The following is a 13,586-nucleotide window of genomic DNA, read 5'->3' as shown; positions in this document are numbered from 1 at the left end:
GCCCGGGGGACACCGTGTCCCGGGTGGGCGGAGACGAGTTCGTGATCGTGCTCGAGCACGTCAGCGGGGAGGACGAGGTGCAGCCGATCATCCGTCGGCTCGAGGAGGCGCTCGCCGTCCCGCTCCGGATCGGCAACCGCACGGTCTCGGTCCGGCTCTCCATGGGACTCGCCTTCAGCAGCGATCCGTCGCCCGAGGTCTCACCCTCGGCCGCGGGGCGTGCGCTCATCCAGGCCGCCGACCTCGCGATGTACCAGCGCAAGAGCCGGGGCGGCCGTGCGCTCGCGGGCGTCTCGCTCGGCCGGCTCCAGACGCTGGCCGCGGACCTGCGCGGCGCCGTCGGCCGGGGCGAGATCGCCGTGCAGTACCAGCCGCAGGTCGACCTCGCGCACGGGGGCTGGGTGGCCGTGGAGGCGCTCGTCAGGTGGATCCATCCGGTGCTCGGCACCGTGTACCCCGACGAGTTCATCCCGATCGCCGAGATGAACGGCGAGATCGGTGCGATCGGGCACTTCGTGGTGCGGCAGGCCTGCCGGGACGTCGCCCGGCTGCGGACAGGGGCGCCCGGGCTCCGCCTGTCCGTGAACGTCTCGAGCGAGGAGCTCGACTTCCCCGGCTTCGTGGCCAACGTCATGGCGGCCCTCGCGGACGCCTCGCTCCCCGCCGGCGCGCTGACGCTGGAGGTCGCGGAGTCCCGGCTGCCGGCGGATCGCGCCGCGGCGCTCGGGCGCCTCGCCGAAGCCGCGGCGAACGGCATCGGCGTCGCCATCGACGACTTCGGCGCCGATCCCACCTCACTGTCGCAGCTCCGCGAGCTCCCGCTGACCGAGCTGAAGGTGCACCGATCCGCGGTGCAGCTGCCCGCCGCCGAACGGCTCGACCTGCTCGCCGGCATCGTGGGGTTCGCGCGCGGATTCGGCCTCCGCACGGTCGCCGTCGGGGTCGGCAGCGACGACGAGCTCGCCCGGGCACGAGCGGTCGGCTTCGACCGGGCGCAGGGGTTCGCGCTCGCGGCACCCATGCCCCTCGACGAGCTCGCCCGCCGGTTGACCGCGAGGGTCCAGGTCGCCGCCGACTGACGCGGTTGTACCCCGAACGGGCGCTGGCAGACAGCCCCGTTCACCGGTTGTATCGGTACCACTGGGGATCACCGGCCTTGCGGCGCACCGGTTCTCAGCACTTCCTTCCCGAAACGGCAAACCCGGCGCGAGCCGGCGACGCAAAGCCACGGGGCCCTCGAGGCCAGCCGGGCCACCGACCGAAAGACGAGCTGGACCGTGTCCATTCCGACCTTCCGCCTGCCCGAAACCACGCCGGCGCTTGCGCCGGACCGCGTCGCTGCGGTGCGTCGATCCGGCTGGCAGCCCCACCGGGTGCTCATGCTCGGTGGCGGCGTGCTGCGCGGACTCGGCCTGCGCAGCCACAACCTGGGCCTGCCCGGCCACGTGGCCGACCAGCTGTCCGCCCGGACCGGGCGTGGCGTCGACCTCGACGTGATCGTCGAGGACGACCCGACCGCCGCGCGCGCCCTCGAAGGCGTCCGAGGCCTGCGTCTGCGCCGCTACGACGCGATCGTCGTCTTCCTCGACGCCGAGGCGGCGCGGTCCTGCGGCCGCCCTGATCGCTGGCGACGCCGGATCGAGCAGCTCTGCAACACGCTGCAGGACGAGTGCGCGACCGAGGCGACCATCGTGATCTACGACGCTCCGTGCGAGGACACCGGCATGCTCGGACTGCCCTCGCGACGTGTCCGCACGACCATCGACAAGATGGCGGCCGAGGTGGCCGCCGTGTCGTTCCTGTTCGGCGTCACGTTCGACTCGCTGCCGTCCGCGGGCACCCGCATGACGATGGGCATCGTGCCCTCCGCGACCACCTACGCCATCTGGGCGGATGCGATCGTCAACCGGCTGCATCCCCGGCTCCGGGCGCTCGAGGCGCGCTCGACCCCGGACACCCCACGCGCGTTCCGCAACCGGCCCGACCCCGAGCGACCCCGGATGCGGGCGCTCGCTCAGATGCGGCTGCGGCCGAACCACCGGGACAGCCTGCTCGACTACATCGTCACCCAGGCGAAGGTCACCTTCCGGGCCGACGCGGCCCACCTGAACATCATCGACGGGGACCTGCAGTGGGCCCAGGCCTCGACGGACGCCGAAGCGGCCGAGGTCTCCCGCGAGTTCGCGTTCTGCAACCAGACGATCCAGGCGGACGGGCTCACCCTCGTCAACGACGCCCAGCGCGACCCCCGGTTCCGCGGGAACCCCCTCACGGAAGGGCCGGATCCGATCCGGTTCTACGCCGGCTATCCCATCCATACGTGGGACGGCTACCGGATCGGCGCCCTCTGCATCATCGGCAGCACGCCCCGGAGCATGCTCGAATCCGAGCTGCTGCCGCTGCAGGACTTCGCCGGCCGCGTGGAGCAGGAGCTCTGGGCGACGGCGCTCCGCGAACGGCCCGCCCTGCAGCCGTCATGACTCGGCGGGCGGGCGTCAGCGAGGAGTGGCGAGGACGCCCGGCCCGTCGTTCACCAGCGAGGAGGACGATGCCCGCATGCCGGCATCCCGATCAGCCATCACCCTGCCGGACCGGGCGTTCGACGCGCTTCCCGCCGCGGCGGTGGTGACGGACGCGACCGGCATCGTCCTCTTCAGCAACCAGGCGTTCTCGGCGATGACCGGCCGCACCCCCGCGGACGTGGTCGGACGTCCGTTCGCGCTGCTCACCGGCCCGGCGGAGGGTTCGGGGCCGTTGGCCACCATCCGCCGCTGCTTCGCCGACGGCGGGGCGTGCAACGAGCTCGTGCGGCAGCACCGCCGGAACGGGGAGGCCTTCTGGACCCGGACGATCGTGTGGCCCCTGCGCGACGGCGACGTGCTCACCCGCTTCGCGGTGATCCAGACGGACGTGACGGGCGTTGTCCGGGCCCGCGAGCTGCTCGACCGCGTCGAGCAGCAGCGCACGACCGACCGGCTGCTGCTCCATCTCGCCCAGTCGCTCACGCGGGAGACGGAGCTGCAGGCCGTCCTGCAGGGCGTCGCCGATGCGATCTGCGAGGTGAGCGGCGCCGATGCCGCCGCCGTCGCCGAATGGGCGCCGGACGCGAACAACATGGCCATGCTCGCCGTCGCCGGATGGGGCGCCAGGATCGAGGACGCCCGCACCTACCGCTCCTCACCCCAGCAGAGCCCGGAGCTCGAGCACATCGTGTCCCGGCGGCAACCGGTGCTCCGCACGCTGGACACCGCGTCGGGCTTCATGCGCCGCACGCTCGCGCACTTCGGCATCCACACGCTCGTCGGCATCCCCATGCCGTCGGACGGCGAGCTGCCGGGTCTGCTGCTCGCCTGCTGGTCGTCGGCGCCTGATCCCGGCCGGCTCGAGCGCGCCACGGAGGGGCTGTCCGAGCTGGCCGCGATCGCCACCATCGCCCTGCAGAACGCCCGCATGCTCGAGCAGGTCCGGCAGGCGGCCAGCATCGATGCCCTGACGAGGCTGCCGAACCGCACGGTGCTGACGGACCGCCTCGGCGAGGAGCTCGGACGCAGCACCGCCGACAGCAAGACCGCCGTCGTCTACTGCGACATCGACCGCTTCAAACGAACCAACGACCTGCTCGGCCACCGCATGGGCGACCGCGTCCTGCAGGAGGTCGCGGCCCGTCTGGTCGCGGCCGCGCGACCGGACGACCTCGTCGCCCGGGTCGGCGGCGACGAGTTCGTGGTGCTGGTCCCGCGCGTCCACTCATCCCTCGAGGTGGATGCGCTCGTCCGTCGCGTCGAGACGGCGTTCGCCGAGCCCCTCAGCATCGAGGGGGTCCCGGTCCGCGTCGCCCTGTCCCTCGGCACGGCCACGAGCGGGCGCGTCAACCGGGCGTCGCGGGCGACGACCGCCGAAGCGCTCCTCCACACGGCCGACTCCGCGATGTACTGGCGCAAGGCCCGGCGCGGGGGCCGTCCCGGATCCGTCGCGATGCCGCCCGAGCAGCGGATCCGCACGGAGCTCCCCGAGGCGGCCCGACGCGGGCTCATCCATCCGTACTGGCAGCCGCAGCTCGATCTGCGGACCGACCGGGTGGTCGCTCTCGAGGCCCTCGCCCATTGGGACCATCCGGAGCTCGGCCTCCTCACCGCGGCGCGGTTCATCCCCGTCGCGGAGTCCACGGGCGACATCATCGAGCTCGGGCGTCACATGCTGCGCGCGAGCTGCCGTTTCGGCGCGGATCTCCGCCGCCACCGCCCCGGCCTGACGATCTCGGTGAACGTCTCGAGCGCCGAGCTCGCCTCCCCCACCTTCGCCGACGGCGTGCTCGACGAGCTCGCGGCGGCGCGTCTCCCGCCCGAGGCGCTGACGCTCGAGCTCACCGAGACCCAGCTGGCGCCGGACGAGAACCTGCTGGCGGAGCAGGCGGTGCGCCTCAGTGAGCTCGGCGTGCACATCGCGCTCGACGACTTCGGCACCGGCTACACGGCGATCAGCCAGCTGCAGAACCTCCCGATCAGCGAGCTGAAGCTCGATCGGTACTTCGTGCAGCGGGAGGCCTCGGAAGGAGCCGACCTCGCGGCCGCGATCGTCGCGCTCGGGCACGGACTCCAGCTCCGGGTCGTCGCGGAGGGGGCGGAGACCCCGGAGCAGCTCGCCCGGGTGCGCCGGATCGGCGCGGACCGCGCCCAGGGCTTCCTGATCAGCCGGCCGCTGCCGCCCGGGGCCGTGGAGGCCTACCTCGACTCCGCGTGGCGCTGATCTCGGGTTCTGGAGGCGGCCCGGATCAGGGATTCCGGCGCGCCGCTCATCATCCGGCCAGGATCGAGCGGCGAGGATCGACCGGCGACCGGTCATGCGATCGTTCGCGGGCGGGAGAGCTGTGCTGGGTCGGAAGCGCGCGCGGGTCGTCGAGCACGAGGACGTCGTGGACGCCGCGACCGAGGTGCTCCAGACCGAGGGCCTCCTGGCGATCGACTCGAAACGGCTGGCGGAGGCACTCGGGGTGCCGGAGCAGCAGCTCGACGTGGACGTCGACGCGGTTGCCGCCGAGGCCTACCTCCGGCTCAGCATCGCGGAGCTCGCCGAGGTGAAGCGCGCCATCCTCGCCGACCCGTCGCCCGCCGAGCAGATGCGGCGCCTGCTGAACTGGCTGGCCACCCCGCCCGAGGACAGCGACGCCATCCGGCTCGAGGCATGGGCCCTCACCCGGCGCAAGCCCGGGATGCGCGAGGCGGTGCAGCAGGGGGAGGCGGGATGGCACGGGCTCGTCGCCTCGGTGATCCGGCGCGGTGCCCGCAGCGGCGACTTCCCCCAGGCCGACGCGGAGGAGATCGCGGCCCACGTGCTGTCCCTCATCGACGGCATCAACGCCTACCAGCTCATCGGCTACCGGTCGGATCTCGACCGGATGCGGCTGCTCACCCGTGTGGTGCAGGCCGAGCTCGGCCTGGTCTGGGGCTCGGAGCTGACCGCGGCGCTCGCCACGGGAAGCTGAGGAGCCGGCGCCACTCGGCCGTCAGCTGAGCAGCCAACGCCACCAGCGCGACTGCTCGCGCTCGGGCTGCGGTCCCTCGCCGAGCGCCACCGCGGCCGCCGCGAGGTCGTCGGCGGTGATCGTGGTGACGTCCACGCGGTCCAGCGCCTCGACGCCGCGCTCGTCCCCGCGGGTGAGGCGTAGCGCCTGACGGTTGACCGCCTGCTCGAAGAGGGTGCGGGCGAACCGCGCGTTGCCCGAGTCCTCGCCCGGTCGCAGACCACCGAGGATGCGACGCAGTGCCTGCTCGGCGCCGGGCTCGAGCACATACTCGTTCTGAGCCACGATCGTGCCGAAGATGGCCTCGAGCTCGTCGGTCGAGTAGTCCGGGAACGTGATCTCCCGGGCGAAGCGTGACCGCAGGCCCGGGTTCGAGGACAGGAACGCCTCCATCAGCCGGGGATACCCGGCCACGATGACGACGAGGCGGTGGCGGTGGTCCTCCATGCGCTTCAGGAGGATCTCGATCGCCTCCGGACCGAAGTCGAGCCGACCCTCGCCCTCCGGGGCGAGCGAGTAGGCCTCGTCGATGAAGAGGACCCCGTCGAGTGCGCGCCGGATCACGCGGTCGGTCTTCAGCGCCGTCGCGCCGACGTACTGGCCCACGAGGCCCGCCCGATCGACCTCGACGAGGTGGCCCTTCTGCAGCAGCCCGACCGCGCGGTACATCTCGGCGAGGAGGCGCGCGACCGTCGTCTTGCCGGTCCCCGGATTGCCGAGGAACACGAGGTGCTGCGACGTGGCCACCTCTGGCAGGCCGTGAGCCTTGCGGCGGGCCTGCACCTGCAGGAACGCGACGAGTGCACGCACCTGCTCCTTCACCGTCTCCAGCCCGATGAGCGAGTCGAGCTCGGCCTGCACCGCCGACAGGGGTCGCGCGGGCGGAGTACGGCCACCGAAGAGCTCACCGACGAAGTCGTCGACGCCGTCGAGGCCGGGCCGTTTCAGCTGCTCGCCCAGCCGCCCGAGCGTGTCGCGCAGCTCGTCGAGCGGATTGCGGGCGGCGGCCATGCGGGGAGCATAGGCGTCGCTCGGGGCCGTCCCATGTGGGCGCCCTTCGGGAAGCCCGGGCCTGCCCGAGTGCCGCAGCACGGGCGACGGGACCGCCGATCGTCCCGGTCGAGCAGCTGCGCCCCCCTGCGGTCCGGCGACCGGTTCAGGCTCCGGCGCGGGCGACCGGGCGGGCGGCGCCCGACACCGCGCCCGCGAGCACGATGAGCACGAGCACCACGACGAAGGCGTTCAGGATGCCGAACTGCTGACCGAGGAAGCCGATGACGGGCGGCCCGATGAGGAAGGCGCAGTAGCCGATCGTGGCGACGGCGCTCACGCTCGCGGTCGCCGTGCGCGGGTCGTCGGACGCGGCGGACATCCCGACCGGGAAGCCGAGCGCGGCACCGAGCCCCCACAGCACCACGCCGACGATCGCCAGCGGCACCCCCGGCACCACGATGACGAGCAGCAGCCCGACGACCGCGGCGAGCGCGGACACCCGCAGCACGGGCACCCGGCCGAAGCGGTCGAGGAGCGGGACGCCCGCGATCCGACCCACGGTCATCGCGGCGACGAACACCGCGTAGACGGCGGCGCCGGCCGCCTGCCCGACGTGATGCCCGTCCACCATCGCCAGGTTCAGCCAGTCGTTGGCGCTGCCCTCGGCGAACGCCATGCCGAGGATGATGATCCCGATCAGCAGCACCCTCGGGTCGCGCCAGACCGTCAGGCGGGCGCGCCAGCCGGACGGCGCGGCCTCCTCGCCGTGCTCCGGCTGGTGCTCGGCGGGTCGCAGGAAGCGGACGAGCACGAGGGTCACCACCACGGCGAGCGCCGCGGTACCGATGAGGTGCACGCCGATCGGCACGTGGACGAGCAGGAGCAAGGAGCCGAGACCCGCGCCGGCGACCGTGCCGAGGCTGAAGGAGGCGTGGAACAGCGGCATGATCGTGCGGCCGATGGCCCGCTCGTTCGCCGCGCCCGACAGGTTCATCGCGACGTCGACGATGCTCGTGCCCGCACCGAACACGGCGAGGAGCACGACGAGCGCCGGCAGGTTCGGAGCGAAGGCGACGACCGCACCGGCGCCGAGCAGCCCCACCGAGGCCATGCAGTAGAGCACCTGGATGGTCCGGGTGGCGCCGAGGCGGCTGACGATGTGGCTGGAGCCGAGCAGGCCCCCGACGGCGCCGACGGCCAGGCCGCCCAGCACGAGCCCCATCTCCGCGGTGCTCGCGTGCAGGATGTCCCGCACCTGCGGCACCCGGCTGGCCCACGCGGCGAACGAGAACCCCTGCAGAGCGAAGATCACGAAGACGGCGTTGCGCCAGGCCGAGAGCGACGGCAGCCCGGTCGAGGCGGCGGGGGCGACGGAGGACGTCCGATCAGCGGTCACAGCGACAGTGTACGGTCGTACGCATACCGATGTGTACAGTCGTACACTCGAGTCGAGAGGTGGCGGGATGAGCGACCCCTTCCCCGGTGATGCGCGCACGAACCGGGAGCGGATGCTCGCGGGGGACTGGTACATCGCGGACGATCCGGAGAACGCGCGGCGCGCTCAGCGCGCGGTGCGGCTGGCGGAGCGCTACCGCATCGCCTCGATCGAGGACGAGCGGACGGCGCTGTCGATCCTCGCCGAGCTCCTCGGGCACCTGGGCGAGGACGCGTTCGTCAAGCCGCCCCTCCACGTCGACTACGGCGACCACCTCTCCATCGGCGCCCGCACCTTCGTCAACGTCAACCTGACCGCCCTCGACGTCGCGCCGATCACCATCGGCGAGGACTGCCAGATCGGCCCGAACGTGCAGCTGCTGACGCCGGTCCATCCGCTCGAGGCGCAGCCCCGTCGGAATCGGCTCGAGGCGGCGAAGCCGATCACGATCGGCGACAACGTCTGGCTCGGCGGCGGCGTCATCGTCTGCCCCGGGGTCACGATCGGCGACGACACGGTCGTCGGCGCGGGTTCCGTGGTGACCCGCGACCTCCCGGCGAACGTGCTCGCGGTCGGCAGCCCGGCCCGGGTGCTGCGGGAGCTCGCGTGACCACGGCCGACGCGGATCCGCAGCCGTCCGCAGGCCGGCGGACCGACCCGGGCCGCCGCGACCGCATCATCGACGTCTGCCTCGACGTGATCGCGGACGTGGGCGTCGCCGGCACGTCGCACCGACGGGTGGCGGAGGCGGCGGACGTGCCGCTCGGTTCGATGACGTATCACTTCAGCGGCATGAACGAGCTGCTGCACGAGGCGTTCACCCGCTTCGGCACCACGGTCAGCGACCAGTTCGAGCGGCGCATGGCGACCGCCGCCGACGCTGCCGCCGCCCGCGAGGCCGTCGTGGCCATCATCGCCGAGGACGTGTTCGACACCCAGCGGGACCTCGTCCTCACGCACGAGCTCTACACCCTGGCGGCCCGCGACCCGTCCTTCCGCGACATCACGAACGCCTGGATGGCGCGGAGCCGGCGAGCGCTCGAGCGCCACTTCGATCCGACGACCGCCCGGATGCTCGACGCGCTCATCGAGGGCCTCACGATCCACCGGGCGCTCGACATCGAGCCCCACGGCCGCGAGGTCGTGGTCGACGCCGTCCGCCGGATCACCGGCGGCTGAGCGGTCCGACAGCGACTCCCGTGCGCACGCGGCGCGCGTCAGCCGAGGGCGTCGGGCGTCGGCCCGACCAGCGGGACCTCAGGGCGGCGTCGGGCGTCCGGTGCACGCTGCGCGGCCGCACCGGCGAGCACGACGAGGGCGATGCCGAGGATCTGCGGCGGCGTCGGGACCTGCCGGAGCACGAGCAGGCCGAGCACGAGGCCGATGGCGGGCTCGAGCGCCATGAGGGTGCCGAAGGCCGTCGGGTGCATCCGCCGCAGCGCCAGCATCTCGAGCGCGTAGGGCAGCACGGGCAGCAGGACGGCGAGCCCCGCCGCCGAGACGACGAGACCGACCGTGAGGTGCCCAGCGGCCTGCGGAACGCCGACAGCGGCGGCCGTCAGCGCGGCGATCGGCACGGTGAGGGAGAGTCCCCTGATGCCCGTGAAGCGGTCGCCCACGCGCTGAGTCAGGACGATGTAGATCCCCCAGCCGACGGCGGCCAGCGCGGCCTCCAGCACCCCGAGCGGATCGGCGGCGCCGGCCCAGGGCGACGTGAGGAGCACGACCCCGACGAGCGCGAGGGCGGGCCAGGCCAGCGATCGGCGGGTCCGGCTGCGCACCGCCGCGACCGTCAGCGGGCCGAGGAACTCGATCGCCACGCAGGTGCCGAGGGGGATGCGCGCGATCGCTGCGAGGAACGCGACGGTCTGCAGCCCGGTCGTGACGCCGAGCCCGAGCAGCGCGGGCAGGTCCCGCCGCCGCACGGACCGGAGGGGCGGCCGCGCGATCGCGATGAACACCACGGCACCGATGGAGAGCCGCAGCCACGCGGTCCCCGCAGGACCGACGGCGGCGATGACGCCGGTCGACAGGGCGGACCCGAGCTGCACCGACAGCATCGCGGCGACGGCGAGGCCCCAGGGCGGCGGGGACGTGGGCCGCCGGATCATGTCGGCCGGCTCCGACCGCGCCAGTCCCCGATGGCGCCGAGTCGCCGTCGCTGCTGGGCGGCCGCGGCGAGGTCGGAGCCGCGCCGCCGCTCCTCGAGCCGCTCGGTCACGCGGGCTCGGAGCTCGACGGGTTTCGCGTCGTCGTACTTGAACTTCGCGTCGACCCGGAGCACCTGGAGCCGCAGGCCGCGGATGCCGGACAGCATCCGCCCGTAAGGGGCCGCGTCGGGGTGCACGTCGGCGTGCATGCCCTCGGGCTGCAGATCGGCGAGCTGCGCGGTGAGGATCGCCGCCTTCTCCCCCGCATCGTCGACGACCGTGGGGCGGCACACGAGCTGCACGGACGCGTAGTAGCTCGTCGGCACGCCGTCGGGCTCGGCCACGCCCTCGGCGGCCCGCCAGTACCCGGGGATGTACGCCGCGTCCCCCGTCACCGCGAACCGGACCTCGCGGGCGGCCTCGAGATGCGGCCACACGGGGTTCGGGCGGGCGAGGTGCAGCAGCAGCTCGTCGCCCGCGACCGTGAAGTGGGTCGGCACGAGGAGGGGTGCCTGCCCCGGATCCACGTTGTTGACCGCGAGCGCACCGAACCGGTCGGTGGTCGCGAGCCAGCGGCGCCACTCGTCCTGATCGAGCGCGGCGTCCCAGGGATGGATCAGCATGTCAGCCTCCTCGTGTCGGCGCCGGCGGTGCGGCGAGTGTGCGGCGGGTGACGACGACGCGGCGTCCGAGCAGGGCGAGCCGCTCCTCCAGGCGGTCGGCGACGCGGGCGAGCCCCTCGTCGTCGAGCGGCGCGAGCGCGTCCACGATGAACAGGGCCGCCGTCGTGTCGTCGAGCAGGCGCGTCCGGCGCCCCTGGCGCCAGTTCCAGCGCCGGCAGGTGACCCCCGCGTCGTCGCCCCACACCACCTCGCCGGCATCCGGGTGCTCGGTCACCTCGCGGCCGGCGTCCACGGTGTCGAAGACCTCCGTGCCATCGGCCCGGGCGAGGCGCGGGGGTCCGGAGTAGCGATCGGCGTCCTCGCCGGCCGATCGGCACCTCGTGAAGCATGGAGATCGCGTTGTAGAGATCGGTCAGCCGGTTGACGCGGGGCAGGCCGGCCGTCGACGCCCGCCGCAGCAGGGCCTCGACGCTGTTGCGCGTGCGGCTCGGCTTGGCGCCGAAGGTCCGGTAGGCCTCCCGCCATGCCGCGACCTGCGGCAGATCCTCCACCGGCTGCGCCTCGAGACGCTGCCGGGCCACCGTCTCCGCCTGGTCGAGCAGGCCGTCGCTCGCCGGATCGCTCGGTGCGGGTTCGATCCCGTCCGCGACGAGCAGGACGGCGCGGTAGTCCGGCCGCAGGGCGAACACCTCGGGTGCCACGAAGGCGCCGGCCAGGAGGGCCTCGAACCGCGGGGCATCAGGCACCGGTGCGCCCCGTCCTCGCACCGACGCCGGGCTCGAACACCGCGAGCACGAATCGCGTGAGCGCGTCCGCCGCGTACGCGTGCGCCACATCACCGCGGAACCGGACGGCGTCACCCGGCGTCAGCTCCACGGTCTCGCCACCGACCTCGAGCACGAGCCGCCCCTCGAGCACCTGGAGCAGCTCCTGGGTGCCGGCGGCGTGGGCCTCGCTCTGGTGCCGCTCCCCCGTCGCCATGGTCCATTGCCACAGCTCGACGACCTCGGGAGGCTCCGTGCCGGCGAGCAGCACGCCCCGGCCCCCGTGCTCGCCCGTCCACAGCACGGCACCCTCGCCGCTGCGCACCACCGCCATGGGCGCCGGCCGAACGGTCTCCACCAGGGCGGGCAGGCCGACGCCGAGGGCGTCCGCGAGGCGGAGGAGCGTCCCGACGCTGGGGTTCACACCCCCCTGCTCGACGTTCACGACCATCCGCCGGCTCACCTGCGCGAGCTCGGCGAGCCGGTCGAGCGTCAAGCCGCGCGCCTGGCGCTCGCGGCGTATCCGGGCCCCGATCGCGGACGCCAGAGCCGCGGTGTCGGTGTCCATCCCGTGCAGCATACTGCACTATTCGTGCCTTCGGTCGGGAGCGTCCTCAGCCGCCCGGGAGCACGGCGCCCTCGAGACGCCCGTACAGGCGCATCGCGACGACCGACGCACCCCGGACCTCGTAGACGACGCAGAAGGGGATGCGCTCGGCGCCGGCCGCCGCATCGCCCTCGAGGACGGCGGAAGCCTCTCCGACGATCAGCGGGCGAGTGGCCGTGTCGGCCATCGCCGCATGCAGGGCATCGAGGTGACGGCGGACCTCGGTGACGCCGATCACAGTCCTCCCCGTCTCCACGACGGTCCACGTGACCTCCGTGTCCACGATCCGATCGAATCCGTCGGTGCCCAACGCGTCGAAGTACCGCTCGATGACCTGCCGGGTCTCCGCTTCGCTCACAGCTGCATGGTGGCCCTCGGTGCAGGGCGGGCGCCACAGGTGCCCGGTGACCGATGGAGCGCGAAGCCGACGGCGGCGCCGCGTCACACGGGCTGTGCCGCGTCGGGAAGCCTTCGCGAGCGCGCCGCGTCGGTCAGCGCCAGGAACAGCGGCAGGCGGAGACCGTCGTCCGGCGAGGCCGTCTCCGGGTGCCATTGCACGCCGACGGCCCAGGCCGCGGGGTCGGCCGACTCGAGGGCCTCGACCAGACCATCGCCGGCGGTGGCCGCCGTGCGGAGACCCGGTGCGACGCGGTCGACCGCCTGGTGGTGCCCGGACGTCACGGGGATGCTCGCACGGAAGCCGTACGCCGCCGCGCACCGGGTGCCGTCGACGAGGTGCACGTCGTGCACGGCCAGCTCGAAGGACTCCGCCGGGGGCAGGCGGTGCACGACGGCGCTCTCGGGGAGGTCGACGTGCAGCGTCCCGCCGTGCACCACGTTGAGCAGCTGCATCCCGCGGCAGATGCCGAGCACGGGGCGCCGGTGCTCGAGCGCGAAGCGGATGACGGCGGCGTCCAGCCCGTCCTGCGCCGTGCTGACGCCGAAGAGCGAGGGATCGCCGCTGGCGCCTCCGTAGAGCGCGGGGTCCACGTCGCCCCCACCCGGCACGACGAACCCCGCGCACGACTCCAGCTCACGCAGGTCGGGGTCGAGACGGACGGGCCGCCCGCCCGCCCGGCCGACCATGTCGACGATCCACTCGTACAGGTCGTCGATCACGGCGAGGGGCCCGTCCGTCGCGCCTCCGAGGTCGGCGGGCAGCCGCACGGGGATCCCGACGGCGGGTCGGTCGGTCGTCATGTCGTTCCGTTCCGTTCTCGGGTGCCGTGGGGGCTTCCTCAGGGCGCCCCCATCCTCCCCCCGGACGGTGCCGGTCGCAGGGGCGGGGCTGTCGTGCGGATGGTCACACCCCTACTGTTCGCCTGTGGATCCCATGGATCTCGAGCGGGCCCGGCGATCGCTCTACGCGCCGGGTGCGAGCCGCGAGGACGTCGCACGGTACGGAGCGCTGACCGGCGCTGCGGCCGATGCGGATCCGGCCGCCGCTCCCCCGCCCGCCCCGGCGGCCGCCGCCTCGCTGGGCGCCGTCGAGC

At 73.5% G+C, this 13,586-nt stretch carries 14 protein-coding genes and 1 riboswitch; of the genes, 6 read left to right on the top strand and 8 right to left on the bottom strand.

Annotated features, from left to right (window positions below):
* The 4 genes from JWQ92_RS08175 to JWQ92_RS08160 form a co-directional block, all read left to right on the top strand.
* Positions 1-1,079: bifunctional diguanylate cyclase/phosphodiesterase (locus JWQ92_RS08175; protein ID WP_297343969.1), on the top strand; the 1,079-nt coding region annotated here is incomplete at its 5' end.
* Between the two features lie 105 nt (positions 1,080-1,184).
* A riboswitch (cyclic di-GMP riboswitch) is annotated at positions 1,185-1,259 on the top strand.
* A gap of 18 nt (positions 1,260-1,277) precedes the next feature.
* The gene (locus JWQ92_RS08170) at positions 1,278-2,480 is read left to right on the top strand and encodes a GAF domain-containing protein (protein ID WP_297343968.1); all 1,203 of its coding nucleotides are present in this window, start codon (positions 1,278-1,280) and stop codon (positions 2,478-2,480) included.
* Positions 2,481-2,556: 76 nt separating this feature from the next.
* Positions 2,557-4,746, top strand: a complete 2,190-nt coding sequence (locus tag JWQ92_RS08165) for an EAL domain-containing protein (RefSeq protein WP_297343967.1) — start codon at positions 2,557-2,559, stop codon at positions 4,744-4,746.
* Positions 4,747-4,867: 121 nt separating this feature from the next.
* Entirely contained in the window at positions 4,868-5,482 is a 615-nt protein-coding gene (locus JWQ92_RS08160; protein ID WP_297343966.1) for a TetR family transcriptional regulator C-terminal domain-containing protein, read from the top strand.
* Between the two features lie 21 nt (positions 5,483-5,503).
* Here the strand turns inward: JWQ92_RS08160 and JWQ92_RS08155 are convergent, their stop codons facing one another.
* Together JWQ92_RS08155 and JWQ92_RS08150 are read right to left on the bottom strand one after the other, a co-directional pair.
* Positions 5,504-6,532 (bottom strand): AAA family ATPase, encoded by a 1,029-nt coding sequence (locus tag JWQ92_RS08155; protein WP_297343965.1) that lies wholly within the window; start codon positions 6,530-6,532, stop codon positions 5,504-5,506.
* A gap of 145 nt (positions 6,533-6,677) precedes the next feature.
* Positions 6,678-7,910, bottom strand: a complete 1,233-nt coding sequence (locus tag JWQ92_RS08150) for an MFS transporter (protein WP_297343964.1) — start codon at positions 7,908-7,910, stop codon at positions 6,678-6,680.
* Positions 7,911-7,977: 67 nt separating this feature from the next.
* Between JWQ92_RS08150 and JWQ92_RS08145 the strand changes: the two genes are divergently transcribed.
* The gene (locus tag JWQ92_RS08145) at positions 7,978-8,559 is read left to right on the top strand and encodes a sugar O-acetyltransferase (protein ID WP_297343963.1); all 582 of its coding nucleotides are present in this window, start codon (positions 7,978-7,980) and stop codon (positions 8,557-8,559) included.
* The gene (locus tag JWQ92_RS08140) at positions 8,556-9,128 is read left to right on the top strand and encodes a TetR/AcrR family transcriptional regulator (RefSeq protein ID WP_297343962.1); all 573 of its coding nucleotides are present in this window, start codon (positions 8,556-8,558) and stop codon (positions 9,126-9,128) included. The genes JWQ92_RS08145 and JWQ92_RS08140 overlap by 4 nt, the downstream gene beginning before the upstream one ends.
* 38 nt (positions 9,129-9,166) lie before the next feature.
* Here the strand turns inward: JWQ92_RS08140 and JWQ92_RS08135 are convergent, their stop codons facing one another.
* The 6 genes from JWQ92_RS08135 to JWQ92_RS08110 all read right to left on the bottom strand — a co-directional run bounded on the left by JWQ92_RS08135 (position 9,167) and on the right by JWQ92_RS08110 (position 13,293).
* Complete coding sequence (locus JWQ92_RS08135; RefSeq protein WP_297343961.1) at positions 9,167-10,060, bottom strand: EamA family transporter; 894 nt, start codon at positions 10,058-10,060, stop codon at positions 9,167-9,169.
* Positions 10,057-10,722 carry an FMN-binding negative transcriptional regulator gene (locus JWQ92_RS08130; RefSeq protein ID WP_297343960.1) on the bottom strand — a complete coding sequence of 222 codons (666 nt, stop codon included), beginning with the start codon at positions 10,720-10,722 and terminating at the stop codon, positions 10,057-10,059. The genes JWQ92_RS08135 and JWQ92_RS08130 overlap by 4 nt, the downstream gene beginning before the upstream one ends.
* Before the next feature lies 1 nt (position 10,723).
* Positions 10,724-11,131 (bottom strand): phenylalanine--tRNA ligase beta subunit-related protein, encoded by a 408-nt coding sequence (locus JWQ92_RS16910; protein ID WP_367276719.1) that lies wholly within the window; start codon positions 11,129-11,131, stop codon positions 10,724-10,726.
* A gap of 329 nt (positions 11,132-11,460) precedes the next feature.
* A complete protein-coding gene (locus JWQ92_RS08120; protein WP_297343959.1) occupies positions 11,461-12,054 on the bottom strand; it encodes a helix-turn-helix domain-containing protein in 594 nt (197 codons plus the stop codon).
* A gap of 46 nt (positions 12,055-12,100) precedes the next feature.
* Complete coding sequence (locus tag JWQ92_RS08115) at positions 12,101-12,451, bottom strand: hypothetical protein (RefSeq protein WP_297343958.1); 351 nt, start codon at positions 12,449-12,451, stop codon at positions 12,101-12,103.
* A gap of 83 nt (positions 12,452-12,534) precedes the next feature.
* Complete coding sequence (locus JWQ92_RS08110; protein WP_297343957.1) at positions 12,535-13,293, bottom strand: gamma-glutamyl-gamma-aminobutyrate hydrolase family protein; 759 nt, start codon at positions 13,291-13,293, stop codon at positions 12,535-12,537.
* Between the last annotated feature and the right edge of the window lie 293 nt (positions 13,294-13,586).

It is taken from the genome of Amnibacterium sp. (genome assembly GCF_025463795.1).
GTDB lineage: Bacteria > Actinomycetota > Actinomycetes > Actinomycetales > Microbacteriaceae > Amnibacterium.
Note: the sequence above shows the minus strand (reverse complement) of the source record. Positions and strands in the feature narration are given on the sequence as shown.

Bases quoted from the DNA above. Each gene is read 5' to 3' on its own strand.
- JWQ92_RS08145 (WP_297343963.1), top strand. From the start codon at position 7,978: ATGAGCGACCCCTTCCCCGGTGATGCGCGCACGAACCGGGAGCGGATG.
- JWQ92_RS08120 (WP_297343959.1), bottom strand. From the start codon at position 12,054: ATGGACACCGACACCGCGGCTCTGGCGTCCGCGATCGGGGCCCGGATA.
- JWQ92_RS08130 (WP_297343960.1), bottom strand. From the start codon at position 10,722: ATGCTGATCCATCCCTGGGACGCCGCGCTCGATCAGGACGAGTGGCGC.
- JWQ92_RS08155 (WP_297343965.1), bottom strand. From the start codon at position 6,532: ATGGCCGCCGCCCGCAATCCGCTCGACGAGCTGCGCGACACGCTCGGG.
- JWQ92_RS08110 (WP_297343957.1), bottom strand. From the start codon at position 13,293: ATGACGACCGACCGACCCGCCGTCGGGATCCCCGTGCGGCTGCCCGCC.
- JWQ92_RS08165 (WP_297343967.1), top strand. From the start codon at position 2,557: ATGCCGGCATCCCGATCAGCCATCACCCTGCCGGACCGGGCGTTCGAC.
- JWQ92_RS08135 (WP_297343961.1), bottom strand. From the start codon at position 10,060: ATGATCCGGCGGCCCACGTCCCCGCCGCCCTGGGGCCTCGCCGTCGCC.